This window comes from Amycolatopsis australiensis, from assembly GCF_900119165.1.
Taxonomy (GTDB): Bacteria; Actinomycetota; Actinomycetes; order Mycobacteriales; family Pseudonocardiaceae; genus Amycolatopsis; species Amycolatopsis australiensis.
Window position 1 is genome coordinate 1879995 of record NZ_FPJG01000006.1, and the last position, 22479, is coordinate 1902473.

The 22479-nt window shown below is 73.1% G+C and carries 23 protein-coding genes; 11 read left to right on the plus strand and 12 right to left on the minus strand.

All coding sequences use genetic code 11. The annotated features are described in order from the left end of the window. Positions 1 to 26 precede the first annotated feature (26 nt). Both BT341_RS10310 and BT341_RS10315 read right to left on the minus strand, forming a co-directional pair. A complete protein-coding gene (locus tag BT341_RS10310; protein WP_072476065.1) occupies positions 27 to 623 on the minus strand; it encodes a TetR/AcrR family transcriptional regulator in 597 nt (198 codons plus the stop codon). Between the two features lie 24 nt (positions 624 to 647). After that, complete coding sequence (locus tag BT341_RS10315; RefSeq protein WP_177328775.1) at positions 648 to 2144, minus strand: glutamate-cysteine ligase family protein; 1497 nt, start codon at positions 2142 to 2144, stop codon at positions 648 to 650. Between the two features lie 210 nt (positions 2145 to 2354). Here BT341_RS10315 and BT341_RS10320 point away from each other — a divergent pair, with 210 nt between their 5' ends. Beyond that, positions 2355 to 3161 (plus strand): TrmH family RNA methyltransferase, encoded by an 807-nt coding sequence (locus BT341_RS10320; protein WP_072476067.1) that lies wholly within the window; start codon positions 2355 to 2357, stop codon positions 3159 to 3161. Positions 3162 to 3208: 47 nt separating this feature from the next. Next, positions 3209 to 3820: a DUF2537 domain-containing protein gene (locus BT341_RS10325; RefSeq protein ID WP_072476068.1), complete on the plus strand. Its 612-nt coding sequence runs from the start codon at positions 3209 to 3211 to the stop codon at positions 3818 to 3820. Here BT341_RS10325 and BT341_RS10330 read toward each other — a convergent pair. Continuing rightward, entirely contained in the window at positions 3817 to 5265 is a 1449-nt protein-coding gene (locus BT341_RS10330; protein WP_245804928.1) for a hypothetical protein, read from the minus strand. The genes BT341_RS10325 and BT341_RS10330 overlap by 4 nt on opposite strands. A gap of 57 nt (positions 5266 to 5322) precedes the next feature. Here BT341_RS10330 and BT341_RS10335 point away from each other — a divergent pair, with 57 nt between their 5' ends. Then, the gene (locus tag BT341_RS10335) at positions 5323 to 5676 is read left to right on the plus strand and encodes an MmcQ/YjbR family DNA-binding protein (RefSeq protein ID WP_072476069.1); all 354 of its coding nucleotides are present in this window, start codon (positions 5323 to 5325) and stop codon (positions 5674 to 5676) included. Here the strand turns inward: BT341_RS10335 and sepH are convergent. From sepH to BT341_RS10350, 3 genes are all read right to left on the minus strand, one after another. Continuing rightward, positions 5673 to 6518 carry a septation protein SepH gene (gene sepH / locus BT341_RS10340; RefSeq protein WP_072476070.1) on the minus strand — a complete coding sequence of 282 codons (846 nt, stop codon included), beginning with the start codon at positions 6516 to 6518 and terminating at the stop codon, positions 5673 to 5675. The two genes, BT341_RS10335 and sepH, sit on opposite strands and share 4 nt — an antisense overlap. A gap of 189 nt (positions 6519 to 6707) precedes the next feature. Beyond that, the gene (locus tag BT341_RS10345) at positions 6708 to 7856 is read right to left on the minus strand and encodes a sensor histidine kinase (RefSeq protein ID WP_072476071.1); all 1149 of its coding nucleotides are present in this window, start codon (positions 7854 to 7856) and stop codon (positions 6708 to 6710) included. Then, on the minus strand, positions 7853 to 8515 hold the full coding sequence (locus tag BT341_RS10350; RefSeq protein WP_072476072.1) for a response regulator transcription factor: 663 nt from the start codon (positions 8513 to 8515) through the stop codon (positions 7853 to 7855). The genes BT341_RS10345 and BT341_RS10350 overlap by 4 nt, the downstream gene beginning before the upstream one ends. 114 nt (positions 8516 to 8629) lie before the next feature. Between BT341_RS10350 and BT341_RS10355 the strand changes: the two genes are divergently transcribed. The 6 genes from BT341_RS10355 to BT341_RS10380 all read left to right on the plus strand — a co-directional run bounded on the left by BT341_RS10355 (position 8630) and on the right by BT341_RS10380 (position 15207). Next, positions 8630 to 9169 carry a hypothetical protein gene (locus BT341_RS10355; protein ID WP_072476073.1) on the plus strand — a complete coding sequence of 180 codons (540 nt, stop codon included), beginning with the start codon at positions 8630 to 8632 and terminating at the stop codon, positions 9167 to 9169. Further along, positions 9166 to 10260, plus strand: coding sequence for a peptidoglycan-binding protein (locus BT341_RS10360; RefSeq protein WP_177328776.1), 1095 nt, complete (start codon positions 9166 to 9168; stop codon positions 10258 to 10260). Before BT341_RS10355 ends, BT341_RS10360 begins: the two co-directional genes overlap by 4 nt. After that, positions 10257 to 10943, plus strand: coding sequence for an ABC transporter ATP-binding protein (locus BT341_RS10365; protein WP_072476074.1), 687 nt, complete (start codon positions 10257 to 10259; stop codon positions 10941 to 10943). Before BT341_RS10360 ends, BT341_RS10365 begins: the two co-directional genes overlap by 4 nt. Next, positions 10940 to 12145 (plus strand): ABC transporter permease, encoded by a 1206-nt coding sequence (locus BT341_RS10370; RefSeq protein WP_072476075.1) that lies wholly within the window; start codon positions 10940 to 10942, stop codon positions 12143 to 12145. Before BT341_RS10365 ends, BT341_RS10370 begins: the two co-directional genes overlap by 4 nt. Before the next feature lie 249 nt (positions 12146 to 12394). Beyond that, a complete protein-coding gene (locus tag BT341_RS10375) occupies positions 12395 to 13921 on the plus strand; it encodes an amidohydrolase family protein (protein WP_245804929.1) in 1527 nt (508 codons plus the stop codon). A 119-nt stretch (positions 13922 to 14040) separates the two neighbouring features. Further along, positions 14041 to 15207 (plus strand): glycosyltransferase 87 family protein, encoded by a 1167-nt coding sequence (locus BT341_RS10380; RefSeq protein ID WP_072481886.1) that lies wholly within the window; start codon positions 14041 to 14043, stop codon positions 15205 to 15207. On the opposite strand, the gene serC is transcribed toward BT341_RS10380, so the two are convergent. Beyond that, positions 15200 to 16324: a phosphoserine transaminase gene (serC, locus tag BT341_RS10385; RefSeq protein ID WP_072476076.1), complete on the minus strand. Its 1125-nt coding sequence runs from the start codon at positions 16322 to 16324 to the stop codon at positions 15200 to 15202. The genes BT341_RS10380 and serC overlap by 8 nt on opposite strands. A 68-nt stretch (positions 16325 to 16392) precedes the next feature. Here serC and BT341_RS10390 point away from each other — a divergent pair, with 68 nt between their 5' ends. Together BT341_RS10390 and BT341_RS10395 are read left to right on the plus strand one after the other, a co-directional pair. Further along, positions 16393 to 17094, plus strand: a complete 702-nt coding sequence (locus BT341_RS10390) for a hypothetical protein (protein ID WP_084743193.1) — start codon at positions 16393 to 16395, stop codon at positions 17092 to 17094. A 10-nt stretch (positions 17095 to 17104) separates the two neighbouring features. Continuing rightward, positions 17105 to 17422, plus strand: a complete 318-nt coding sequence (locus tag BT341_RS10395) for a hypothetical protein (RefSeq protein WP_072476078.1) — start codon at positions 17105 to 17107, stop codon at positions 17420 to 17422. Between the two features lie 47 nt (positions 17423 to 17469). Here BT341_RS10395 and BT341_RS10400 read toward each other — a convergent pair whose 3' ends face one another. The 5 genes from BT341_RS10400 to BT341_RS10420 are packed head-to-tail and all read right to left on the minus strand — an operon-like array spanning position 17470 to position 22281. After that, positions 17470 to 18810: a serine hydrolase domain-containing protein gene (locus BT341_RS10400; protein ID WP_072476079.1), complete on the minus strand. Its 1341-nt coding sequence runs from the start codon at positions 18808 to 18810 to the stop codon at positions 17470 to 17472. A 45-nt stretch (positions 18811 to 18855) separates the two neighbouring features. Then, on the minus strand, positions 18856 to 19476 hold the full coding sequence (locus BT341_RS10405) for a response regulator (protein ID WP_072476080.1): 621 nt from the start codon (positions 19474 to 19476) through the stop codon (positions 18856 to 18858). Beyond that, the gene (locus BT341_RS10410; RefSeq protein ID WP_072476081.1) at positions 19473 to 20630 is read right to left on the minus strand and encodes a sensor histidine kinase; all 1158 of its coding nucleotides are present in this window, start codon (positions 20628 to 20630) and stop codon (positions 19473 to 19475) included. The genes BT341_RS10405 and BT341_RS10410 overlap by 4 nt, the downstream gene beginning before the upstream one ends. Beyond that, a complete protein-coding gene (locus BT341_RS10415) occupies positions 20627 to 21445 on the minus strand; it encodes an ABC transporter permease (protein WP_072476082.1) in 819 nt (272 codons plus the stop codon). The genes BT341_RS10410 and BT341_RS10415 overlap by 4 nt, the downstream gene beginning before the upstream one ends. Continuing rightward, positions 21442 to 22281 (minus strand): ABC transporter ATP-binding protein, encoded by an 840-nt coding sequence (locus BT341_RS10420; protein WP_143168518.1) that lies wholly within the window; start codon positions 22279 to 22281, stop codon positions 21442 to 21444. The genes BT341_RS10415 and BT341_RS10420 overlap by 4 nt, the downstream gene beginning before the upstream one ends. Positions 22282 to 22479: the final 198 nt, after the last annotated feature.

The following is a 22479-nucleotide window of genomic DNA, read 5'->3' on the forward strand; positions in this document are numbered from 1 at the left end:
AGGGCATCCCGGCGGGTTAGGCCACCCTAAATCGTGGCGCCCACCGCCCGCAGCACGAACCGCACGGCCGCCTCCACGACGTCGTCAAGCTGCTCCGGCGGCCCGTCGACCAGCGTCCGGTTGCCCAGCGCCGCGGTGATCATCGGGATCAGGACGTCCGGGTCTTCGGCGGGCCAGCGGCCCAGGTCGACGCCGCCGGCGAGGATCGCGCGCAGCCGGTCGGTGATCGGGTCGGCGTGCGCGCTGATCCGCCGGTACGCCGCGGGCGCCAGCGCGGACGCGAGCGCCGTGCCCGGCGGCATGTGGTACTCGGCCAGCACGCGCAGCTGCAGCCGGACGAACGTGGCCAGCTGGTCGGCCGGGTCCGCCTGCGCCTCGACGGCGTCGGTCAGCCGCGTGACGTACCGGGCCGCCTCCTCTTCGACGAAGGCGACGAGCAGGCTTTCCTTGTCGGGGAAGTGGTTGTAGAGCGCGGTCCGGCCAACCCCGGCCGCCGCGGCGACCCCGGCGAGCGTGATCGCGTCGAAGCCGCGCTCGTAGAGCTGGACGCGCAGGACTTCGAAGACCCGCGTGCGGACCTCACGCCGGTGCGCCTGCAGGGACTCACCGAGAATCTTCGGCATCGGCCCAGGCTAGCCCCCGCCGGCTCAGTCGCTCAGCGGCCAGGTGTGTACCGGCTCGCCCGTCTCCGACAGCTCCAGGTAGCGGCCGAGCATCCGGTTCAGCGCCGTCTCGCGGTCCATGCCGCGTTCCTGCGCGCGCACGACGTAGTCACGCTGCCACGTCGCCCCCGTCCGCCGCGCGAGGCAGCGGCGTTCGATGATCCCGAGGTAGCGCTCGCGGGCTTCGTCCGAGACGTCGGAGCGGCGCAGTCCTTCGTGGGCCAGCGGCAGCAGGACGCGCAGCGCCAGCTCGTCCGGCGGGATCCAGCCGATGCCCGGCCAGTACAGCTGCGCGTCGAAGCCGCGCCGCGCGCCGGCGTAGAGGTTTTCTTCCGCCGCCTGGAACGACATCTGGCTCCACACCGGGCGTTCCGCTTCGGCGAGCGCGCGCTGGGCGCCGTAGAAGAACGCCGCGTTCGCCACCGTGTCGACGACCGTCGGCCCGGCCGGCAGGACGCGGTTCTCCACGCGCAGGTGCGGCAGGCCGTCGACGACGTCGTACACCGGGCGGTTCCACCGCCAGATGGTGCCGTTGTGCATGCGCAGCTCGGTGAGCTTCGGCGCCTGGCCGGCGTCGAGCGCTTCGATCGGGTCCTCGGCGTCGGTTTCCGGGAGCAGGCCGGGGAAGTAGCGGACGTTCTCCTCGAACAGGTCGAAGATCGACGTGATCCAGCGTTCGCCGAACCAGACGCGCGGCCGCACGCCCTGGTTCTTCAGCTCCTCGGGCCGGGTGTCGGTCGCCTGCAGGAACAACGGGATCCGCGTCTCGTGCCACAGCGCCTTTCCCAGCAGGAACGGCGAATTCGAGGCGAGCGCGATCTGCGGGCCCGCCAGGCACTGCGCCGCGTTCCAGTGGGCGGCGAACTCCTCGGGCGCGACCTGCAGGTGCAGCTGCACGCTCGTGCACGCGGCTTCCGGCAGGATGGATTCGGCGTAGCTGCGCAGGCGTTCGGGCTGCTGGCCGGCCAGCGGCGCGCCTTCCATGGCGAGCACCGTGCGTTCGCCGCGCGCGGCGAAGATCTGGTCGTTGAGCGTGGCGTACCGGGTCTTGTTGGTCAGCCACTTCTGGTCGAAGTGCTCGTGCTTCAACGTCGGCAGGATGCCGATCATGGCCAGCGTCGACCCGGTGTCGCGGGCCTTCGACGCCGCCGTGCCGAGGTACGCGCGCAGGTCGTCTTCCAGCTGCAGGGCCGAATCGCCGGCCAGCGGCCGCGGCGGCACGTTCAGCTCGATGTTGTGCTGGCCCAGCTCGGTGGTGAACGACGGGTCGTCGAGCGCCTCCAGCACGGCGGTGTTCGTCATCGACGGGCGCAGCTCGCGGTCGACGAGGTTCAGCTCGACCTCGAGCCCGATGTTCTTGCGGGGGAACGAAAAGCTGCCGTCGGTGAGCATGCGGGCCAACGTGTCGAGACAGCGCTGCACCTTGCGGCGGTACCGTCCGCGGTCCAGCGTGTTCGGTTGAGCCGCGAGGTCCATCCCCATGACCATCCCTGCTTTGTGTCGGCGTGGACTAGGACGTGTTTCAGGCCCTGGCGGACAACCGTTACACAGCCGATGCACCCGGGCTAGCGGCCAAACTGGTGCTCTCCGTCACGGGGGGTTAACCGACAGCAAAAAGAGCCCGTTCGTACCACGCCCGGCGTGTCGTTCGGTCCAGCCGGGCGCCGGGCAAGCGGATGACAGACTGAGCGGATGGGCGTGATCCACATCGACGACCGCGACGATCCCCGCGTCGACGACTTCCGTGACCTGTCCACAGCGGACCGCCGCCCGGACCGTCCGGGCGGCAAGGGACTCGTCATCGCCGAGGGCACCGTCGTGGTGTCCCGGCTGCTGGCCTCCCGCTACCCGGTGCGGGCGCTGCTGGGCGTCGAACGGCGGTTCGCCGAGCTGGCGGCCGAGCTCGACGGCGTCGGCGCACCCCAGTACGTCGCTTCCGCGGAAACCATGGCCGAGATCGTCGGGTTCCACCTCAACCGCGGGATCCTCGCCGTCGCGGACCGGCCGGCGCCGTTGACGGTTTCCGACGTCGTCGCGGACGCGCGCACGATCGCCGTCCTCGAAGGCGTGGGAGACCACGAAAACCTCGGTGCGCTCTTCCGCAACGCGGCCGCGCTCGGCGTCGGCGGCGTGCTGCTCGGCCCCGGCTGCTCCGACCCGCTGTACCGGCGCAGCGTGCGCGTTTCGATGGGGCACGTCCTGCGCGTGCCGTTCGGGCACCTCACGGACTGGCCGGGCGGGCTCGACGACCTGCGGGCGCGCGGGTTCGCCGTCGCGGCGTTCACGCCGAGGCCGGGCTCGGTCCCGCTGCGCGAACTGCGGGAACACGCGCCGGGCCGGGTCGCGCTGGTGTTCGGCGCGGAAGGTCCCGGGCTGACCGAAACGGCACTCGCGGCGGCTGATCATGCCGTGCGGATACCCATGACGGCGGGCGTCGACTCACTGAACATCGCGACGGCCGCGGCCGTCGCCTTCTACGAACTGGCCTCGGGTGACTAAGGTGCGTCTGGAGTGTTCGGGGGAGTCGGGCGGCGTGAAGGGGCACCATGGAGCTGCGGATCCGCGGTGAGCGCGCGGTGCTGGCCGGACCCGGCGGTGAGCACGCCCGCGAGGTCGACCCGCACAAGCTGGCGATCGGCGCGGACCTGGCGCAGGCGCTGCACGAGTGGGCGCGCGTCGCGTCAGCCGTCGCGGCGGGTTCCGGGGCCGAGGCCGGCGCGGTCGTCTCGCAGCGCGGGCGTCAGCTGGCCGGCCGGCTGGCCGCGGTGATGGGCACGACCGTGCGGTTCGTCGACCCGGTGACCGGCGCCGACACCGTCGTCGAGCCCCCGCCGCGGGCCGGCGAACCGGGCCACCGCTTCGTCCGGGCGGTGCTCGGGCCGCCCGGTCCGCCCGGCGAACCGACGCCGTGGCTGACGGGCCTGACCGTCTCGGCGTTCATCGCGGCCGTGGTCGTGGTGGCGATGCTCGCGCTGGCCACGACGCTGGCCCGCGAGACGAGCGGCTGGCTGGCCCTGGTGGCGTCGGTCGTCGTGACGGCCGGGATCACACCCTCGCTGTGGCTGATCCGCCGCACGCCGATCCTGCGCTGGGCGGCGTACGGCGCGGCGGCCGGCGTCGTGATCGCGTGGGTCGGCGTGCTGGTGATCGCCTTCTAGCCCCGCTTGACGTAGGTGACGAGCGTGCCCTGCGCCCGGGTGGAGGTCTGGCTGCCGAAGAAGTAGCCGTGGTAGCCGGCGATCTGGCGGACCAGCTCGGGAGAGATGTCGAACTGGCCGGAGAAGAAGGTCACGCCGGGCTTGCCGGTGAACTCCCCGGCGAGCCAGCCGACGCGGGTCGAGCGGGGAAAGGCCCGCAGCACCCACAGCAACGGCGGCACCCCCAGCACGGTGAGGCCGAAGCCGATCGTGAAGATCCGCGGGTCGCCGGTGAGCGCGCTCGTCAGGCCGCTGCCGCCGAAGCACAGCACGATCCAGGCGGCCGGTGCGAGAAAGCCGACGAAGGACATCCGGAACCGGTGCGTCGACGGCGGTGCGGACGGGCGGCGCAGCAGCAGGATCCGGTCGGTGGTGTCGGCGAATTCGGCGACCGGGACCAGGCCGTCGCGCCCGGCTATTTCGGCGATCCGGGCCGGCGAGAGTTTGGCGTGCCGGACGCTCACCCACAGCTCGTCGCGGCCGTCGAGGTGGTTGCGCAGCCACTGCTCCCGCCCGGGGGATTCGGCCGGGAGGTCGAACGCGGGCGCGGCGGCCGGTGCGGGATGCCCGAACACGAGGCCGGGACGGCACTTCACGAAGAGGAACGACTCGCCGCTGCGGCCGGCGACGAACGGGCCGCCGTAGAAGTAGCCGTACAGGGAGGCGACTTCGCCGAGCAGCTCGGTGGACAGCGATGCCGGGAACGGCACCGGAACCTCCGGCGTGCCGTCGAACGGCGCGTCCAGCCACGGCAGGCGCGGCGACCGGCCGGCCACGACCCGCATCACCAGCGCGGCGGCGGCCACGAAGACTCCGGCGCCGGCGATCAGCAGCATCGGCCCGAGCGCCTGCTGGGTGAGCTTCACCCAGAGCACTCCGCCGGCGATGCAGGTGGCGAAGACCCCGGCAATGACGTACGAGACGTGCCGGCGGGTGATCCGCTGCGTGCTGCGCGGGCGCAGCTCCTCGTCCGGCAGCCCGGGCCGGCGCAGGAGCACGAGCCGGTCGGTGGGGTCGGCGACCTCGGCCACCACGGCCATCCCCGCGGCGGCCGCGACCGCGCCGACGTCCGCGCGGCTCAGCCGCAGCCGCCGCAGGCTCGCCCAGAACTGGTCCTCGCGGGCGAGCAGCGCGGCGAGCCGGCGCCGGTCGGCGTCCGTGCCGGGGCCCGGGTGGAACGGCGGCGGGAAGAAGCCCGGCGCGAACTCGAACCGCAGGGTTCCGGCCTGCGCCGACGGGACTTCGCGGTACCGGCGCCCGGCCGCGGCCTGCCGGACCGTCGCGGCGTCGAGGCCCCACTGCTCCGGGGAAACCTCGACGACCGGGACGCCGGAGAAGACGCGGAACCGCAGCTCACCGAGGCGCAGCAGCCAGGCGCGCTGGGCCGGCGGAGCCATGGTGGTCATCGGACGTCACCCTGCATGATCGATCCCTCCCTCAGCGTGACATCGTAGCCTGGCGGGATGGAGCAGCTCGACGCGTTGCGGAAGTTGTGCCTGGCCCTGCCGGAAGCCACCGAGCGGCTCAGTCACGGCTCGCCGGCCTGGTTCGTGCGCGGCAAGAAGACGTTCGTCATGTTCGCCGACGACCACCACGGTGACGGGCGGCTCGCCTTCTGGTGCCCGGCGCCGCCCGGGGTGCAGGAAGAGCTGGTGCGGACCGAGCCGGAACGGTTCTTCCGGCCCGCGTACGTCGGGCACCGCGGGTGGCTTGGCGTGCGGCTGGACGTCGACGTCGACTGGGACGAGGTCGAGCGGATCGTGCGGGAGGCCTACCGGCTCGTCGCGCCCAAGACGCTCGCCGCTCAGGTGCGCTAGCCCCGCTGGGAGCGGACGCCGAGCAGCACGTCCTCCCAGGACGGCACGATCGGGTGATTCTTCTTCGCCTTCGGGCGCGGCTGGCCTGCCGCCGCGTCTTCGTCCGGGTCCGTCGGGACGCGGGGGATCTCGCGCGTGTCGTCGTCCGGGTCCGGCTCGGCCGACGGCAGCTCCGCGCGCTCCGGCTCCACCGAGTCCAGCGTCGGCTGGAACTCCGCGTCGCGGGCCGGGTCGAGGGCGCGGACCGTGCGGGGTGCGCGGTAGGCGTTCGGGTCGAGCAGGACCTCGGCGTTCTCGTCCAGCGCGGTCACCGTGCCGCCGTGCGCGCCCGGCGAAAACGCCCAGTGCGCGCGGTTGTCCGACCGCCCGGCCTTCCACTGCAGCACGACGACCCAGCGGCCGTCGTCGCCCTTCCAGGAGTCCCAGGTGGCCTGCGAGTAGTCGTGCCCGCGGACGCCGAAGCTGTGCGCGACCACCTCGCCGAGCGTCTGCACGTCGGGGCCGTCCTCGCGGACCGGGTGGGCCCGCTGCGCGAGCTCCGCGGTGCGCGAGCGCTCCAGCAGCACGGGGTAGGCGAAGCGTTCGACGCGCTGCACCGAGACGCCGGCGCTGCTCGCGACCTGCTCGACGGACTCGCCGGCCCGGATTCGCGCCTGGATCTCGCGTGGCCGCATCTGGCTCTCCAACTCGATTTCGATCTGGCCGAGGCGGGTGATGTCCCCCCGCGCCGCCGCGCGCAGTCTCTCATCGGCCGGGAGGAGGAAACGCGTACGGCTCGCCGGGTCTTCGCACACGATGGACTTACCGTCCTCGTGCAACCCGACCACTCGCAGCGTGCGCATTGTTCGCCTTCCCCGATGCTTCACCGTTGTGGGTGCCCACGTTAGAACGGCGCGTCGGCTTGACGTGCGAGGCGCGCCGAGTCCGCACGGAACTGCCCACTGTTCACTTCGCGACACCCGCATCATCGGTCACCCAGGTCGGCGGCCTCCGTGTGACACGCCGGACACACAAAGTCACGATCGAGTGGATCACGACGGTGGCAGGCGGACGGTCACCGTGAGCCCGCCACGCCGCCCGGGCTGGGCTTCGGCGTACCCGCCGTGTGCCTGGGCGACCGACCGCACGATCGACAACCCGAGACCCGCGTTGCGCGTGTCGCCGGTCCGCTCCGAGCCCACCCGCCGGAACGGCTCGAACAACGACGGCACCGCCTCGGGCGGCACGACCGGCCCCGAGTTCCGCACTTCCAGCGCCGGGTCCCCGCGGACCTCGACGTACACCCAGCCGCCCGCCGCGTTGTACGTGATCGCGTTGACGACGAGGTTCGTCACCAGCCGCTCGAGCAGCACCGGGTCGCCCGAGACGGTCCGCGGCCGCAGCCGGGTCTCGACCTCGACGCCGGCCGCCGACGCCGCCGCGGCCGTCGCCCGGACCACCGACGCCGTGACTTCGTCGAGCCGGACCGGGGTCCGCGCGTGCAGGCCGCGGTCGCTGCGGGCCAGCACGAGCAGACCCTCGATCATCCGCTCGCTGCGCTCGTTGGTGTGCAGCAGGTGCGTGCCGAGCTTCCGCAGCTCCGGCGTCACTTCCGGGTCGGCCATCGCCACCTCGATCAGCGTCCGCTGCACCGCCAGCGGGGTCCGCAGCTCGTGGGACGCGTTCGCGACGAACCGCTTCTGGCTGTCGAACGACTCCGCCAGCCGGTCGAGCATGCCGTCGAACGTGTCCGCCAGCTCCTTCAGCTCGTCGGGCGGCCCCTCCAGGTTGATCCGCCGGTCGAGCTTGCCCGCCTCCAGCCGTCGCGCCGCCGAGGTGATGTCGTGCAGCGGTCGCAGCGCGCGGCCGGCCATCAGCCAGCCGAACAGCACCGCCAGCGCCGCCGTCGCGACCAGCGCGATCGCCGAGCCGACCACCAGGGTCGACAGCGTCGAGGAGCGGTACTCGTCGAGCGAGCCGCTGAGCAGCCGGACGGCGACGCCCGGGGATCCCACGACCGTGCCCGCCTGGACGCCGTAGAGCGCGTCCGCCGAGCCGACCGTCGTCGAGGCGACGCGCGCCGGGTCCGGCAGCGTGCTCTGCACCAGCAGGTAGTTGATCACCACGAGGACCAGGCCGGCGAGCAGGAACAGCCCGCCGTACCAGGCGGTGAGCTTCGTCCGGACGGACAGGCCGGTCACGGCGTGCCGAACCGGTAGCCGGCGCCGGGCACCGTCTCGATCACCGGCGGGTCGCCCAGCTTCCGGCGCAACGTCATCACCGCGACGCGGACCGCGTTGGTGAACGGGTCCGCGTGCTCGTCCCACGCCTTCTCCAGCAGCTCTTCGGCGCTGACCACCGCGCCCTCCGCCCGCATGAGCACCTCCAGCACGGCGAACTCCTTCGGCGAGAGCAGCAGGAACCGGCCGTCGCGGGCGGCCTGGTGCCGCGGCAGGTCGAGCACGACGCCGTCGCGTTCCAGCACTGGCGGCAACGCGGGCCGGGTGCGCCGCGACAGCGCCTGGACGCGGGCGACCAGCTCGGCGAACGCGAACGGCTTCGTCAGGTAGTCGTCGGCGCCGAGGCCGAGCCCGGCGACCCGGTCGGTGACGTCGGCGGCCGCGGTCAGCATCAGCACGCGCGCCTCCCCGCCCGCGCGGACCACGGCGGCGCACACGGCGTCGCCGTGCACCTTCGGCAGGTCGCGGTCGAGGACCACGACGTCGTAGCCGTGCACGCCGACGCGTTCCAGGGCCTGCTCGCCGTCGTAGCAGACGTCGACGGCCATCGAAAACCGCCGCAGTCCCTCCGCGACCGAGTCGGCCAGCAGCCGTTCGTCCTCCACCACCAGCACCCGCACCCGCCCAGTCTGCGCAGGCGGGCCATAAGGACCGCATAAGCGGCTTCGCTTAGCGCGCCGGAATGCCCCGGTCCGTAGACCTGGCACCCAACCGGAACCGAAAGGAGCGAGCCGATGCGGACACGGATCTTCGCCGCGGCGCTCGGGGCGGCCCTGCTGCTCGGGGGGTGTGGCGCGAAGCCCGACGACGGGTCGAAGGTGGCTTCGATCTCGACGCCGCCGAAATCGGGCGGCCCCACCGCGGCCGACAACAGCGGCAAGAGCGACGAGGACAAGATGCGCGACTTCGCCAAGTGCATGCGCGAGCACGGCGTCGACATGCCCGACCCGAAGCCGGCGGGCGACGGGAAGGGCATGTCGATCGCGATCCAGGGCGACGGCGCCGACAAGGGCAAGATCGACGCCGCGCAGAGCGCGTGCAAGCACCTCATGCCCAACGGCGGTGAGCTGAAGCCGCCGAGCGCCGAGGAGCTCGACAAGATGCGCAAGGACGCCAAGTGCATGCGCGAGCACGGCGTCGACATGCCGGACCCCGACCCGAGCGGCAAGGGCACGATGCGGATCGGCGGCGAAGGCCAGGACCCGAAGAAGCTCGAAGAGGCCGCGAAGGCGTGCGGCATGGGCATGTCCTTCCACTCCGAGGCGGCCAAGTGAACGAAGTGACGCACCTGAAGCCGCGTCGCCGGAGCCGGACGCGCTGGTTCGTCGCCGGCGCCGTCCTCGTCGTGGTGCTCGGCACCAGCTCGGTCGTGATCCTGACGCGCGTGTCGAGCGCGACGCCGGTGCCGGCGGCCGCTCCGCCGCCGGTCGAGACCGCGGAGGTGGTCAAGACCGATCTGAGCGAGGAGGAGGAAGCCGACGGCACCCTCGGCTACGGCGACGAGGACACCGTCCAGGGCCGCAAGCCCGGCACGGTCACGTCGCTGCCCGCCGCCGGCGCCACGATCACCCGCTGCCGGCCGGTGTACGGCGTGGACGCCAAGCCGGTGCCGCTGTTCTACGGCACGTTGCCGTTCTACCGCGACCTCGCCACGGGCGTGGCCGACGGCGCCGACGTCAAGGAGCTGGAGGAGAACCTCAAGGCCTGCGGCTTCGGCGGCTTCGGCACGCCGGACACGAAGTTCACGGCGGCGACGGCGGCCGCGCTGAAGAAGTGGCAGAAGTCCCTCGGCCTGGCGGAGACCGGCACGTTCGGCCAGGGCGACGTCGTGCTGGCGCCGGGCGAGGTCCGCGTGTCGGCGCTGTCGGCCAAGCTCGGCTCGCCGTCCCAGGGCGAAGTGCTGAAGACGACCGGGACCGTCCGGTCGGTGCAGGTCAAGCTCGACGCGGCGAAGCAGGATCTCGCCCAGCAGGGCGCGAAGGCGTCGGTGACGATCAACGGGAAGACGACGACCGGCACGGTCACCGACGTCGGGCGGACCGCCGTCGAGGGCAAGGACGCGGCCGGGCAGGACGACGGCAAGCCCAAGATCACGGTGACCGTCCGGCTCGACGACCCGGCCGTCGCCGGCTCGCTCGATTCGGCGCCGGCGACCGTCCGGTTCACCAAGGACGTCCACCAGGGCGTGCTCGCGGTCCCGGTCGGCGCACTGCTCGCGCTCGCCGAAGGCGGGTACGCGGTCGAGGTCGACGAGCACGGCGAGCGGCGGCTCGTGGCTGTCCGGACCGGACTGTTCAGCGGCGGCAAGGTCGAGGTCAGCGGTTCCGGCCTGGCCGCGGGCATGCGGGTGGTGACGACGTCGTGACACCCGTGCTGCGCGCCCACGAGGTCACGCGCACCTACCCCGGCGGGGTCACCGCCCTCGACGGCGTGTCCCTGAGCCTCGAAGACGGCGAGATGGTGGCGATCGTCGGGCCGTCCGGGTCCGGGAAATCCACGCTGCTGCACCTGATGGGCACGCTCGACCGGCCGTCGTCGGGCCGGGTCGAGCTGCGCGGCCACGACGTCGCCGCGCTGCCGGACCGGAAAGTGTCGGCGCTGCGGTCGCGCTGGATCGGGTTCGTGTTCCAGCAGTTCTTCCTCGACGAAGGGATGAGCGCGGTGGACAACGTGTGCACCGGCCTGCTCTACGCCGGGGTGCCGCGGCGACGGCGGCGCGCGCGGGCGCTGGCGGCGCTCGAGCGCGTGCGGCTCGGGCACCGGGCGTGGCACCGGCCGGGCGAGCTGTCCGGCGGGGAACGCCAGCGCGTCGCCATCGCGCGGGCCGTGGTCAACGACCCGGCGATCCTGCTGGCCGACGAGCCGACCGGCAACCTCGACACCGGCACCGGCGCGTCCGTGCTCTCGCTGCTGGGCGAGCTGTCCACCGGCGGCACCACGATCGTCGTGATCACCCACGACCGGGAGATCGCCGCGGGCATGCCGCGCCGGATCGAGCTGCTCGACGGGCACCTGCGGCTGGACACCGGCCTGGTGGGTGCGCGATGACGGCGGTGCTGCTGCCGGAACCGGCCCGGCTCGGGCCGCCGGACGTCGTCGCGCTCGGTGCCCACGGCATGCGCACGCGGCCGGTGCGCGCGGTGCTTTCGGCACTGGGCATCGCGATCGGCGTCGCGGCGATGGTGGCGGTGCTGGCGATCCCGGCGTCCGGCGCGCAGGCCCTGCACGACCGGCTGGCCGCGCTCGGCACGAACCTGCTCACCGCCGGGCCGGGCAAGACGCTGTTCGGCGACAACGCGACCCTGCCGGACGAGGCCGTCCCGATGGCCAAGCGGATCGGGCCGGTGCGGGCGGCGGCCGGAACGGGGACGACGTCGGCGAACGTGCGGCGCAGCGACCGGATCCCGCCGGACGACACGTCCGGGCTCGCGGTCTACGCGGCCCGGCCGGACCTGCTGAGCGTGCTGGGCGGCAAGGTCCGCGCGGGCGCGTTCCTGGCGGCCGGCGACCAGGACTACCCGGTGACGGTGCTGGGCGCGCAGGCCGCGGCCCGGCTCGGCATCGACCACGTCGACCCGGCCCGGCCACCGCAGGTGCTGATCGGGACGCGGTGGTTCACCGTGGCCGGCATCCTGGCGCCGATGCCACTGGCCCCGGAGATCGAGCGCTCGGCGCTGGTCGGCTGGGACGTCGCGAAGCGGCTGCTCGGCTTCGACGGTCATCCGTCCACTGTGTACGTACGGGCGGAGGAGTCCCAAGTGGACAGTGTGCGGTCGGTGCTGGCGGCGACGCTGAACCCGAAGGCGCCGAACGAGGTGGAGGTCCGCCGCCCGTCGGACGCGCTCGCGGCCCAGAAGCTCACGGACACGACCTACAGCGCGCTGTTCCTGGGGCTGGGTGGCGTGGCGCTGCTGGTCGGCGGGGTCGGGGTGGCGAACACGATGGTGATTTCGGTGCTGGAGCGCAGACGCGAGATCGGCCTGCGCCGCGCGCTGGGCGCGACGAAGCGGCAGATCCGCGGGCAGTTCCTGGCGGAGTCGGTGCTGCTGTCGGGTCTCGGCGGCTTGGCGGGCGTGCTGGCGGGCGTGCTGGTGACGGCGGGGTATGCGCTGAGCCAGGGCTGGCCGGCGGTGCTGCCGTGGGCGGCACTGGCGGGCGGAGTGGGCGTCGCGGCGTTGGTGGGCGCGGTGGCGGGCGCGTACCCGGCCATCCGGGCGGCCCGGCTGGCGCCGACGCAGGCGCTGGCCTGACGCCGCGCTGCCTGCGCGCTGCGGTGGGGCGGGCGGTCCGGCCGGCGCCGGCCTGGCGGGCTGTCCACGCGCCGCGGCGAAACGCCCGATCCGCGGCGCGATGCCGCCGTGGGCCGCGCCCGCTCGAGGATGGCACGCCGTGCGGAATGCCGGGTTACGAGTCACCCGGCATTCCGCACGGTGGAAGATCTCCCACCCCTTCCGCGCGCGTTGAATGGGCACCGGGGCCGCGAGCGAAGGGTGGGTGCCGTGGTGCGAGTCGAAGCCAACCGGCGGGATTTCCTCAGGTGGCTGGTCACCGCCGGCGCCGGGCTCGCCGCCGCCGGGGTCGCGCCGGCCGTCTTCGCGCAGGAGGCCGCCGCGGCCGGTAGCGACATCGTCGTGCTGCGCGGTGTCACCGTCGTCGACGGTACCGACGGCCCGGCCCGGCCGGGCTCCGCCGTCGTGCTCGTCGGGGACCGGATCGCCTGGGTCGGGCCGTCCGCCGAGGTGCCGCGCTGCGGGACCGCCCGGGTCGTCGACGGCCGCGGCCGTCACCTCGTGCCCGGCCTCTGGGACATGCACACCCACGGCCTCGACTACGAACAGCTGTGGCCGCCGCTGTTCCTCGCCAACGGCGTCACCGGCATCCGCGAGATGCAGGGCTACGCCGAAAACCGCGCCACCCGCGACAAGATCGCGCGCGGCGAGCTGCTCGGCCCGCGCGTCGTGCTGGCCAGCGCGATCATCGACGGCCCGGTGTCCCTGCTCGGCCCGCCGGCCGTCCAGGTGGCCGACGCCGGGCAGGCACGGGCGGCCGTCCGGACCGCCGCCGCCCAGGGCGCGGACTTCGTCAAGGTCTACTCCTACCTGCCCCTGGAGTGCTTCGCCGCGGTCGCCGACGAGTGCCGCCGCCACGGCCTGACCTTCGCCGGGCACTGGCCCTACCGGGTCCGCCAGCTCGACGCCGCCAAGGCCGGGCAGCGCAGCTTCGAGCACCTCTTCGGGCTGCCGATCGCCACGTCGAGCCGCCGCGACGAGTTCCTCGCCCGGCTCGACGCGACGCCGTTCGACCCGGACGCCAAACGCGCCTTCTTCAACCTCGCCCGCGAACTCGACCGGCAGGCCGCCCTGGCCTACGACCCGGCGACGGCGGAACGCCACTTCGCGGGGCTCAAGGCCCTCGGCAGCCGGCTGAGCCCGACGTTCGCGGTCAACCGGGTCATCTCACGGTCCGCCGACGCCTACGCGCACGACCCCCGGCTCAAGTACGTCTCCCCGGACATCCGCGGCTTCTGGGCCGACCGGCTCCCGTTGTTCGCGCCGGACTCGCCGCGGAAGATCGCCCAGCAGGAGGCCTACTTCGAGGCGCAGCTTCGGCTCGTCGGGGAGGCGCACCGGGCCGGGGTCGGGCTCCTCGGCGGGACCGACTGCCTGAACCCGTACGTCTTCCCGGGCTTCAGCCTGCACGACGAGCTGGACTTCCTGGTCGAGGCCGGGCTGAGCCCCCGGCAGGCGCTGCAGGCCGTCACCCGCGACGCGGCGCGGTTCCTCGGCCGGTCGGCGACGACGGGCACGATCACCCCGGGCAAGGTCGCGGACCTGGTGCTGCTGGACGCCGACCCGCTCGCCGACATCCGCGCGGTCCGGCGGATCGACACCGTCGTCACCGCGGGCCGGGTGCTCGACCGCGGCACGCTGGACCGGATGCTCGCGGACGCCGAGACCGCGGCGAACCAGCCGGCGCCGCCGGGGAACGCCAGGTCAGTGCGGTTGCCGGTGCACGGCTGCTGCTGAGCGCCCGGTAATCTCGCCCGGTCGGACAGCGGGCTGAGTGGGGGTAGGGCGTGTCACCCTGGCATTTCGGCGGCTCCGGGTGGCAGCGGTCCCGGTGGCAGCTCGGGGCGGGGCTCGCCGTGCTCGAGGTCGCCGCCGTCGTCCTCGTCCTCGTGCTCAAGCGGTTCGACGGTCTCGACCTGGAGGTCTACCTCGGCGGCGCCAAGGCGCTGGCCGAGCAGGGCTCGCCGTACGACGCCTGGGTGCCGACCACCCACCGGATCCAGCTGCCGTTCACCTACACGCCGTTCGCCGCGGCGGCGTTCCTGCCCGGCACGCTGCTGCCGTTCGCGGTGACGATGAAGCTGGTCAGCATCGCGTCCATCGTCGCGACCGGCGTCGTCGCCTACCTCTACGTCGCGACGCTCAACGGCTCACTCACCGACGCCTCGAAGGTCACCGGGCGCGTGGCCGCGGCGCTGGTGGCCATCGGCGCGCAGCTGGCCGGGGCGCTGCTGGAGCCGGTGCGCTCGACGCTCGGCTTCGGCCAGATCAACGCGCTGCTCATGGTCATGGTGGTGCTCGACGTGCTGCTGCCCGGCGACCGCAAGCGCACGAAAGGCCTGCTCATCGGCATCGCGGCGGCGATCAAGCTGACGCCTGCCGTCTTCGTCGTGTACTTCCTGGTCCGCCGCGACTTCCGCTCGGCCGCGCGCGTCGTCGCCGGGTTCGTCGCGGCCGGGGCGCTGCTGTGGCTGATCCGGCCGTCGGCGTCGGTCACCTACTGGACGAAGCTCGTGTTCGACGCGGGCCGCATCGGCGGCGTCGACTACGTCGGCAACCAATCGCTGCACGGCCTCGTCACGCGCGCGGGCCTGCCGGAGATCGTCTGGCTGCTGGCCGCGCTCGCCGTGATGGCACTGGTCGTGGTGATCATCGCCCGCTCCGAGCCGGTGCTCGCGCTCACCGCGTGCGCGCTCGGCGGGCTGCTGGTTTCGCCGATCTCGTGGACCCACCACTGGACGTGGTGCGTGCCGGTCCTCGTGCTGGCCGGGTGGTACGCGTGGCGCTTCGACCGGGCGGTCCGCTGGGTGGCGGCCGCGGTCGTCGTCACGGGACTGACGCTGTTCATCGTCGGCCCGATGTGGTTCGCGCCGCGGCCGGCACCGTCGGCGGGGTGGTGGCTCGCCACCGAGTCCTACGAGCTGTTCGGCCTGGTCCTGCTGATCAGCGCCGCCGGCGCGGCCCGGCGACTGGACAGGAGGACCTTGCCCGCTGTGGCGGACAAGGTCCCCCAGGTCAGCTGAGGCGCTCGACCACGTACTCGATGCACTGCGTGAGCTTCGAGACGTCGTCCGGGTCGATGGCCGGGAACAGGCCCACGCGCAGCTGGTTGCGGCCCAGCTTGCGGTACGGCTCGGTGTCGACGATCCCGTTGGCGCGCAGCACCTTCGCCACCGCGGCGGCGTCGACGTCGTCGCTGAAGTCCACCGTGCCGACGACCTGCGAGCGCAGGTCCGGGTCCTTCACGAACGGCGTGGTGTAGCTCGTCTTCTCGGCCCACTCGTACAGCCGCGACGACGAGTCCTTCGTGCGCGCGGTCGTCCACTCCAGGCCGCCCTGGCCGTTCATCCACTCGATCTGCTCGGCGAGCAGGAACAGCGTGGCCACGGCCGGCGTGTTGTACGTCTGGTCCTTGCGGGAGTTGTCCAGCGCGGTGGTCAGCGACAGGAACTCCGGGATCCAGCGGTCGCTCCCGCCGATCTCGCCGATCCGCTCGACGGCGGCCGGGGAGGCCAGCGCGATCCACAGCCCGCCGTCCGCGGCGAACGACTTCTGCGGCGCGAAGTAGTAGACGTCGAAGTCCTCGGCCTTGACCGGGAGACCGCCGGCGCCGGAGGTGGCGTCGATCGCCACCAGCGCGCCTTCACTGCCTTCAGGACGGCGGACCGGCACCGCGACACCGGTGGACGTCTCGTTGTGCGCCCAGCCGACCAGGTCCGCGCCGGCTTCGTAGGCGATGTCCGGCGCGCTGCCCGGCTCGGCCTTGACGACGATCGGGTCGGCCAGGAACGGCGCGCCCTTGGTCACCGTGGCGAACTTCGAGGAGAACTCGCCGTAGGTGAAGTGCTGCGCGCGCTCGCGGACCAGCCCGAACGCGGCCGCGTCCCAGAACGCCGTGGTGCCGCCGTTGCCGAGGATCACCTCGTAGCCCTCGGGCAGGGAGAACAGCTCGGACAGGCCCGCCCGGACGCGCCCGACGAGGGACTTGACCGGCTTCTGCCGGTGCGACGTGCCGAGGTAGGTGGAGCCGGACTCCGCCAGTGCACTCAGCTGCTCGGCGCGGACCTTCGACGGTCCGCAGCCGAAGCGGCCGTCGGCCGGCTTGAGGTCTGCGGGGATGGTCAACTCAGCGTCGGTCATGTGGCCAGTCTCTCAGGTCGGGATCGGGCAGGTAACACGGGCTTGCGGGTGTCCGACATGTGGAATCGATGACTGATCGGCCGCGTTGGCGCTTCTTCGCGTGGTTCGCCGTGCTGGCCGCGGCGCACCTCGCGGTGCAAGGCTGGACGGACACCACCGCCGTCGGGCTGCCGGTCGGGTTCGCCGCGACGCTGGTCCTGGTCTTCGTCCGCCGGCTGCCGTGGTGGGTGACCGGGCAGGAACGGCCCGGCCGGGTCCGCCGCGTCCGGCCGCGACGGCGCTCAACGCTGGGGTGGCGGCTCCTGGCGAGGACCGTGACGGTCTGGGTGGCCGCCGCCTGCGCCGTGGGTGGCGAGGTCGCGGCCGTCGTCTTCGACGGCGGCTGGCTGCCGTGGCTCGTGCCGGTGCCGGGCGTGCTGGTCGTGCTGGCCGCGGTCGGGTGGCGATCGGACGTCGCGGCGGTCGCGCGCTGCCTGACCAGCGACGTCTGGACGCCGATCCCGGCCGCGGCGTTCGACGTGCGCCCCGGCGAGCCGGTCGACGGCTGGGCCGTGCTGCCGAACGACGTCCGGATCCGGTTCCACCTGCCCGTCACCCCGCCGGACGTCGCCGCCGAGCTGGCGGGCCGTCGCCGGCTCTGGCTGGCCGGGTGGCCGTCGGAGCAGCTCGTCGTGGGCCTCCCGGACGGGGACAGCTACGCCGTCGGCGCCGTCGGGCACCGGCGCGGTGGGGGTAAAAACACGGTTACCGGCGGGGCCGGCCGCCGGTAGCGTGCCCGCCATGGCCACTGTGCAGCAAAGTTTCCCGGCGCCGCCCGAGGCGCTGTGGAACGCGCTCCCCGCCGGGGTCGCGGCGATCGGCGGGCAGGGCCCGTTCTACGACGGGCAGCGGGGGTTCGTCTCGTTCCGGACCGGGATGAGCCTGCTCAGCTGGGGGCAGGAGATCACCGCGACCGTGGTGCCGTCCGCCGGTGGCTCGACGCTCACGGTCCTGACGAACCTGAAGTTCGGCCTGTTCGACTGGGGCGAGGGCAAGCGCATCGCCACCCGGTTCGCCGCCGCCGTCGCCTACGCGGCCGGCACCGCCGCCCTGACCTGAGGGCCCCGCTCACCACCGCACTGGGGGTGTGAGCGGGGCCCGGCCGGTCAGCGCCAGCTCTCGACGCCGCCCGGCACCGGCGCGGCCGGGTCGTACGGCGTGCGGGTGAAGATGAACGTCGCGAGGTCGAGGTGCGTGGCGACGCCGTCGGCGTCGCGGCCCACCTGGAGCGTCTCGCCGGAGTAGTAGCCGTCGAGGCCGACGTAGGTGTCGCGGCCGGTGGCGCGGAACCGTGAGCTGCGCCCGGCGCCCTCGACCGGCGCCAGCAGGAGCAGCCCGTCGCCCTGGACGCGCAGGTGGTAGGGCGTCGGGCCCCAGTGCCAGAGCCCGGTGAGCGCCAGCAGCGCGGGGTCGACGGGCGTCGGCTCCCACTCGGCGGGCAGGCGCGGCTCCAGCTCGTCGGTCATGGTGATCAGGTCGAGGCAGAGCTGGGTGATGCCGACGCCGGACGTCGAGTTGGCGAGCACGAGCGCCCCGGTCTGGGCGGCCGGGTCGACCAGCGTCACGGCGAGGAAACCGGGCATGGAGCCGGTGTGCCCGGCCAGCCGCCGTCCCCGGTAGCGCACGAGCATCAGGCCGAGGCCGAACCCGGTCGTCCAGACGTCGGTGTCGTCGACGGTGACCATGGTCCGCATCTGCTCGATGGTCTCCGGGGCGAGCACGCCGCCGCCGTGGCCGCCGAGGAACGCCGTCCAGCGGCCGAGGTCGGTGGCGGTCGACCACAGCTGCCCGGCCGGGGCCATCGCGCCGGCGTCGGGGCTCGGCTCCGGCAGCAGGACGTCGGCGAAGGGGTGCACGGCGAAGCCCTCGGCGTGCGCGCCGACCGGGTGCGGGGTGGTGCGGGTCATCCCGAGCGGGCCGAGGATCTCCTCTTCGAGCACCGACAGCCAGCCCTTGCCGCGGTGGCGCGAGACGAGCTCGCCGAGGACGCCGTAGCCGACGTTCGAGTAGTGGAACTTCGCGCCCGGCCGGTGCTTGGTGGCGCCCTCGGCGAGGCTGCCGACGAGCGCGTCCCAGTCGGCGCCCGGCGTGCGCTCCCACCAGAGGCCGGGCGACTCGGAGGTCAGGCCGGAGGTGTGGGACAGCAGCTGGGCGACGGTCGCGGTGCCGAACGACGTACCCGGAACGTGCTTTTCGAGCGGGTCGTTGAGGTCGAGCAGCCCTTCGTCGCGCAGCCGCATGACGGCGGTGGCGACGAGCGTCTTGGTGATCGAGCCCAGCCGGTACTGGGTGTCGGTCCCCGGCCGGTCGCCGCCGACGCGTCCCCGGCTCCCGGACCAGGCGATCTCCCCGTCCCGCACGACGGCGGCGACGAGCGACGGCGCCCGGCAGGTGGCCTGCTCGTGGGCGATCCGGCGGAGCAGGGCGTGTTCGGTCGAGGCAAGCATGCAGGCATTCTGCCGCGCGATGGCGGACGCAGCAGGTCCCGGGGCTCAGCCGAGCAGGTTCCTCGCCATGGCCGTCGTGACCGCGGCCGTGCGGTCGGAGACGCCGAGCTTGGCGAACACCCGCAGCAGGTGGGTCTTCACCGTCGCCTCGCTGATGTGCAGTGCGCGGCCGATGTCGGCGTTCGTGCCGCCCTTCGCGACCAGCCGCAGCACCTCGACCTCGCGGGCCGACAGCGGCTGCGGTTCCGGGTTGCGGACCCGGTTGACCAGCTTCCCGGCCACCGACGGCGCCAGCACCGTCTCGCCGCGGGCCGCCGCGCGGATCGCGTTCGCCAGCTCCGCGCGGGACGCGTCCTTCAGCAGGTAGCCCGACGCGCCCGCCTCCACCGCGCGCAGGATGTCGGCGTCCGTTTCGTACGTCGTGAGCACCACGATCCGCCGCGCCGGCTGCGCGCGCAGGATCCGTCTCGTCGCGCCGACGCCGTCGAGGCCCGGCATCCGCAGGTCCATCAGCACGACGTCCGGCCGCGCGACGCGGTCTAGCGCGACGGCTTCGTCGCCCGAGCCCGCTTCACCGACCACCGTCAGGTCGGGCTCGGCTTCGAGCATGCCGCGCAGGCCCTCGCGGACGACCGGGTGGTCGTCGACGAGCATGATGCGGATCAAGCCGGCACCTCCAGGGTGAGTTCGGTGCCGCTGCGGCCGCTCCGGACGCTCAGTCTGCCACCCACCTGCTCGGCGCGGGACCGCATGCCGCGCAGGCCGAACCCGTCGGCCCGGTCCGGGTCGAAGCCGGCGCCGTCGTCGCGGACGGACAGCCGGACCGCGTCGTCCACAACGGACAGCCGCACCGACACCGACGACGCGGCCGCGTGCCGCCGGACGTTCGCCAGTGCCTCCTGCGCCCCGCGCAGCAGCACCACTTCGCTCGCCATCGCGAGCGCGGGCAGTGAACCGCCCACTTCGTACCGGACCGCGAGGCCGGTCTCGTCGGCGAGCCGGTCGGCCTGGCGGCGGACGGCGTCGACGAGCGATCCCGCGGTCAGGTCGGCCGGGGCCAGCGCGGCGACCATCGCGCGCGCCTCGGTGAGGTTGTCGCGCGCGGTACGGGCGGCCAGCCCGGCGTGCCGCCGCGCCGCGGCCGGGTCGCTGTCCACTTCGGACTCGATGGCCTGCGCCAGCGTGACGATGCTGGTGAACCCCTGCGCGAGCGTGTCGTGGATCTCGCGCGCGAGCCGCTCGCGCTCGGCCGCGGTGCCCGCCTCCCTGGACAGCCGCGCGACCTCGGCCTGGCTGGCCTCCAGCTCGGCGATCAGGCCGGCCCGCGCCCGGCTCTCGTCGATGACGTGCATGATGAACTTGCCCGCCAGGATGCCGAACACGACGAGGATCGCCGTCATCGGCAGCAGGATGTGCAGCGTCGGGCCGGTGAACCCGTTGGTGACCGCCGACGAGAGCGGGCTCAGCAGGATCGCCACCGTGGTGCACACCGCGGCCGGGCGGAACTCGAGCGTCGAGAACAGCAGCGGGCACACCATGAAGAGGATGAAGCTGGCCGCCGTGTTGGCGAACACCGCGACGGCGACCAGTGCCAGCACCACCACCGCGAGCGCCCACCGCTGCCGGACGTGCCCGTCGTCGCGCACGATCCGCCGGCCCCAGCCCAGGTAGGCCAGCGCGAGCGCGGTCAGCGCCCCGGCCGCGACGCCGGCGCGCAGCGGGTCGGGCTCGTCCAGCAGCACCAGCGTGGTCGTGGCCAGGTAGGCCACGGCGAAGAGGATCTCCCAGAGCCAGTTGAACCGGTCCCAGGCGTCGCTCACTTCGCGTCGGTCCACCGGAACGTCAGCCGCGCGAGCACCGCGCCCGCCACGCACCAGATCCCCAGCACCAGCGCCACCCGCGGAAGTTCCCATGCCCCGGCCATCTCCATCCTCACGGCGCCGTCCGGCAGGAACACCGACCGGAACCCCTGGCAGATCCACTTCAGCGGGAAGAACGACGCGACGTCCACCATAACTTTCGGCAGGTTCGTGATGGGGGAGACGAACACGCCGGAGATGAACTGCAGCACCAGGTACAGCATCTGGACGATGGCCACGGCGCCGTTCGTCGACTTCGCCAGCGAGCTGACCGCGATGCCGAGCAGCGTGCACGAGACGATCCCGAGCGTGAACACCCACAGCAGCGTCAGCCACTTCGCCGGGTCGCTCGGCAGCTTCAGCCCGAACAGCAGCACGGCGACCGCGGCCATCAGCACGGTCTGCGCGAGGCTGGACACGGCGACCAGGACCATCTTCCCGACGAAGTACGACGCGGGCGGCATCGGCGTGCCGCGGAGGCGTTTGAGCGCCCCGGTCTCCCGGTCGCCCGCCACGCCGGTGGCGATGCTGTTGAACGACGTCGAGACGATGCCGGAGCCGATCATCCCGGCCGCCAGCAGCTGCCCGGACGTGACGCCGGCCAGCGCCGTCGGACCGTCCAGGATGGACCCGAGCAGGATCATCAGGACCGCGGGCAGCGAGAAGGTGAAGACCACCTGTTCCTTGTGGCGGAAGAACTGCCGCAGCTCGGCGCCACCGCGGGCGAGCCCGAGCGCCGGCGGGCCAGGGAGGGCCACGGGTGCCGCAGTGGTCATGCCTTGTCTCCGATCAGGTCCAGGTAGACGTCCTCCAGGCTCGGCCGGGTCACCGTGAGCCCGCCCAGCTCCCGGCCACCGGCGGACAGCTCGTTGACGAGCTTGGTCGGGTAGGCCGTGCGTTCGACGTGCTCGCCGCGTTCGTCGGACCAGCGGACGGTGGCTTCGGCGGCGGCCCGGCCGCCGAGGTTCCGCGGCGTGTCCTGCGCGACGATCTCGCCGCGCGCGATCACCGCGACGCGGTCGGCGAGCGCTTCGGCCTCGTCGAGGTAGTGGGTGGTCAGCAGGATCGTGGTGCCTTCGGCGGCGAGGTCGCTGATGAGGGTCCAGAACTGCCGCCGCGCCTCGGGGTCGAAGCCGGTGGTCGGCTCGTCGAGGAAGAGCAGTTCGGGCCGGCCGATGATGCCGAGCGCGACGTCGACACGGCGGCGCTGGCCGCCGGAAAGCGACTTGACCCGCGCCCTGGCCTTCTCGGTGAGCCCGACCTTCTCGATGACTTCGTCGGGGTCGCGCGGGTCGGGGTAGTAGTTAGCGAAGTGCCGGACGGTCTCGGCGACGCTCAGCTCGGCGGCGTCGTTGGCGGTCTGCAGGACGATCCCGATGCGGGACCGCCAGGCGCGCCCGGCCTTCCCCGGGTCCGCCCCGAGCACGGTGACCTCACCGGACGTGCGCTGCCGGTGTCCTTCGAGGATCTCGACGGTGGTGGTCTTGCCGGCGCCGTTCGGGCCGAGCAGGGAGAACACTTCGCCCGGCGCGATGTCCAGGTCCAGCCCGGCCACCGCGAGGTGGCCGGGGTACTGCTTGCGCAGGCCGCGCACGCTCACTGCTGTGGTCATGGCTCCAGCCTGGCCGTCCGGGAGACCGAACGGGAGCGACGCTCAGCTGAATCCCGGTGTCCACCGTTCGATGGACAGGCGCGGCCGTGGTTTCCCGTGGAACCACGAAAACGGTGTCATACAAGCGAAAACCTGAACATCGGGCGGCGCGGAACCGCCGCGCGGGTGAACCGGAGCTGTTGACAGACTGTCTAATAT

What these genes read in the sequence shown, in the direction of transcription:
- BT341_RS10335 (WP_072476069.1), top strand. Translation starts at nt 5,323, where the DNA reads ATGGAGCAGCTCGACGCGTTGCGGAAGTTGTGCCTGGCCCTGCCGGAA.
- BT341_RS10325 (WP_072476068.1), top strand. Translation starts at nt 3,209, where the DNA reads ATGGAGCTGCGGATCCGCGGTGAGCGCGCGGTGCTGGCCGGACCCGGC.
- sepH (WP_072476070.1), bottom strand. Translation starts at nt 6,518, where the DNA reads ATGCGCACGCTGCGAGTGGTCGGGTTGCACGAGGACGGTAAGTCCATC.
- BT341_RS10400 (WP_072476079.1), bottom strand. Translation starts at nt 18,810, where the DNA reads ATGCTTGCCTCGACCGAACACGCCCTGCTCCGCCGGATCGCCCACGAG.
- BT341_RS10315 (WP_177328775.1), bottom strand. Translation starts at nt 2,144, where the DNA reads ATGGGGATGGACCTCGCGGCTCAACCGAACACGCTGGACCGCGGACGG.
- BT341_RS10310 (WP_072476065.1), bottom strand. Translation starts at nt 623, where the DNA reads ATGCCGAAGATTCTCGGTGAGTCCCTGCAGGCGCACCGGCGTGAGGTC.
- BT341_RS10420 (WP_143168518.1), bottom strand. Translation starts at nt 22,281, where the DNA reads ATGACCACAGCAGTGAGCGTGCGCGGCCTGCGCAAGCAGTACCCCGGC.
- BT341_RS10395 (WP_072476078.1), top strand. Translation starts at nt 17,105, where the DNA reads ATGGCCACTGTGCAGCAAAGTTTCCCGGCGCCGCCCGAGGCGCTGTGG.
- BT341_RS10370 (WP_072476075.1), top strand. Translation starts at nt 10,940, where the DNA reads ATGACGGCGGTGCTGCTGCCGGAACCGGCCCGGCTCGGGCCGCCGGAC.
- BT341_RS10415 (WP_072476082.1), bottom strand. Translation starts at nt 21,445, where the DNA reads ATGACCACTGCGGCACCCGTGGCCCTCCCTGGCCCGCCGGCGCTCGGG.
- BT341_RS10330 (WP_245804928.1), bottom strand. Translation starts at nt 5,265, where the DNA reads ATGACCACCATGGCTCCGCCGGCCCAGCGCGCCTGGCTGCTGCGCCTC.
- BT341_RS10390 (WP_084743193.1), top strand. Translation starts at nt 16,393, where the DNA reads ATGACTGATCGGCCGCGTTGGCGCTTCTTCGCGTGGTTCGCCGTGCTG.
- BT341_RS10355 (WP_072476073.1), top strand. Translation starts at nt 8,630, where the DNA reads ATGCGGACACGGATCTTCGCCGCGGCGCTCGGGGCGGCCCTGCTGCTC.
- serC (WP_072476076.1), bottom strand. Translation starts at nt 16,324, where the DNA reads ATGACCGACGCTGAGTTGACCATCCCCGCAGACCTCAAGCCGGCCGAC.
- BT341_RS10320 (WP_072476067.1), top strand. Translation starts at nt 2,355, where the DNA reads ATGGGCGTGATCCACATCGACGACCGCGACGATCCCCGCGTCGACGAC.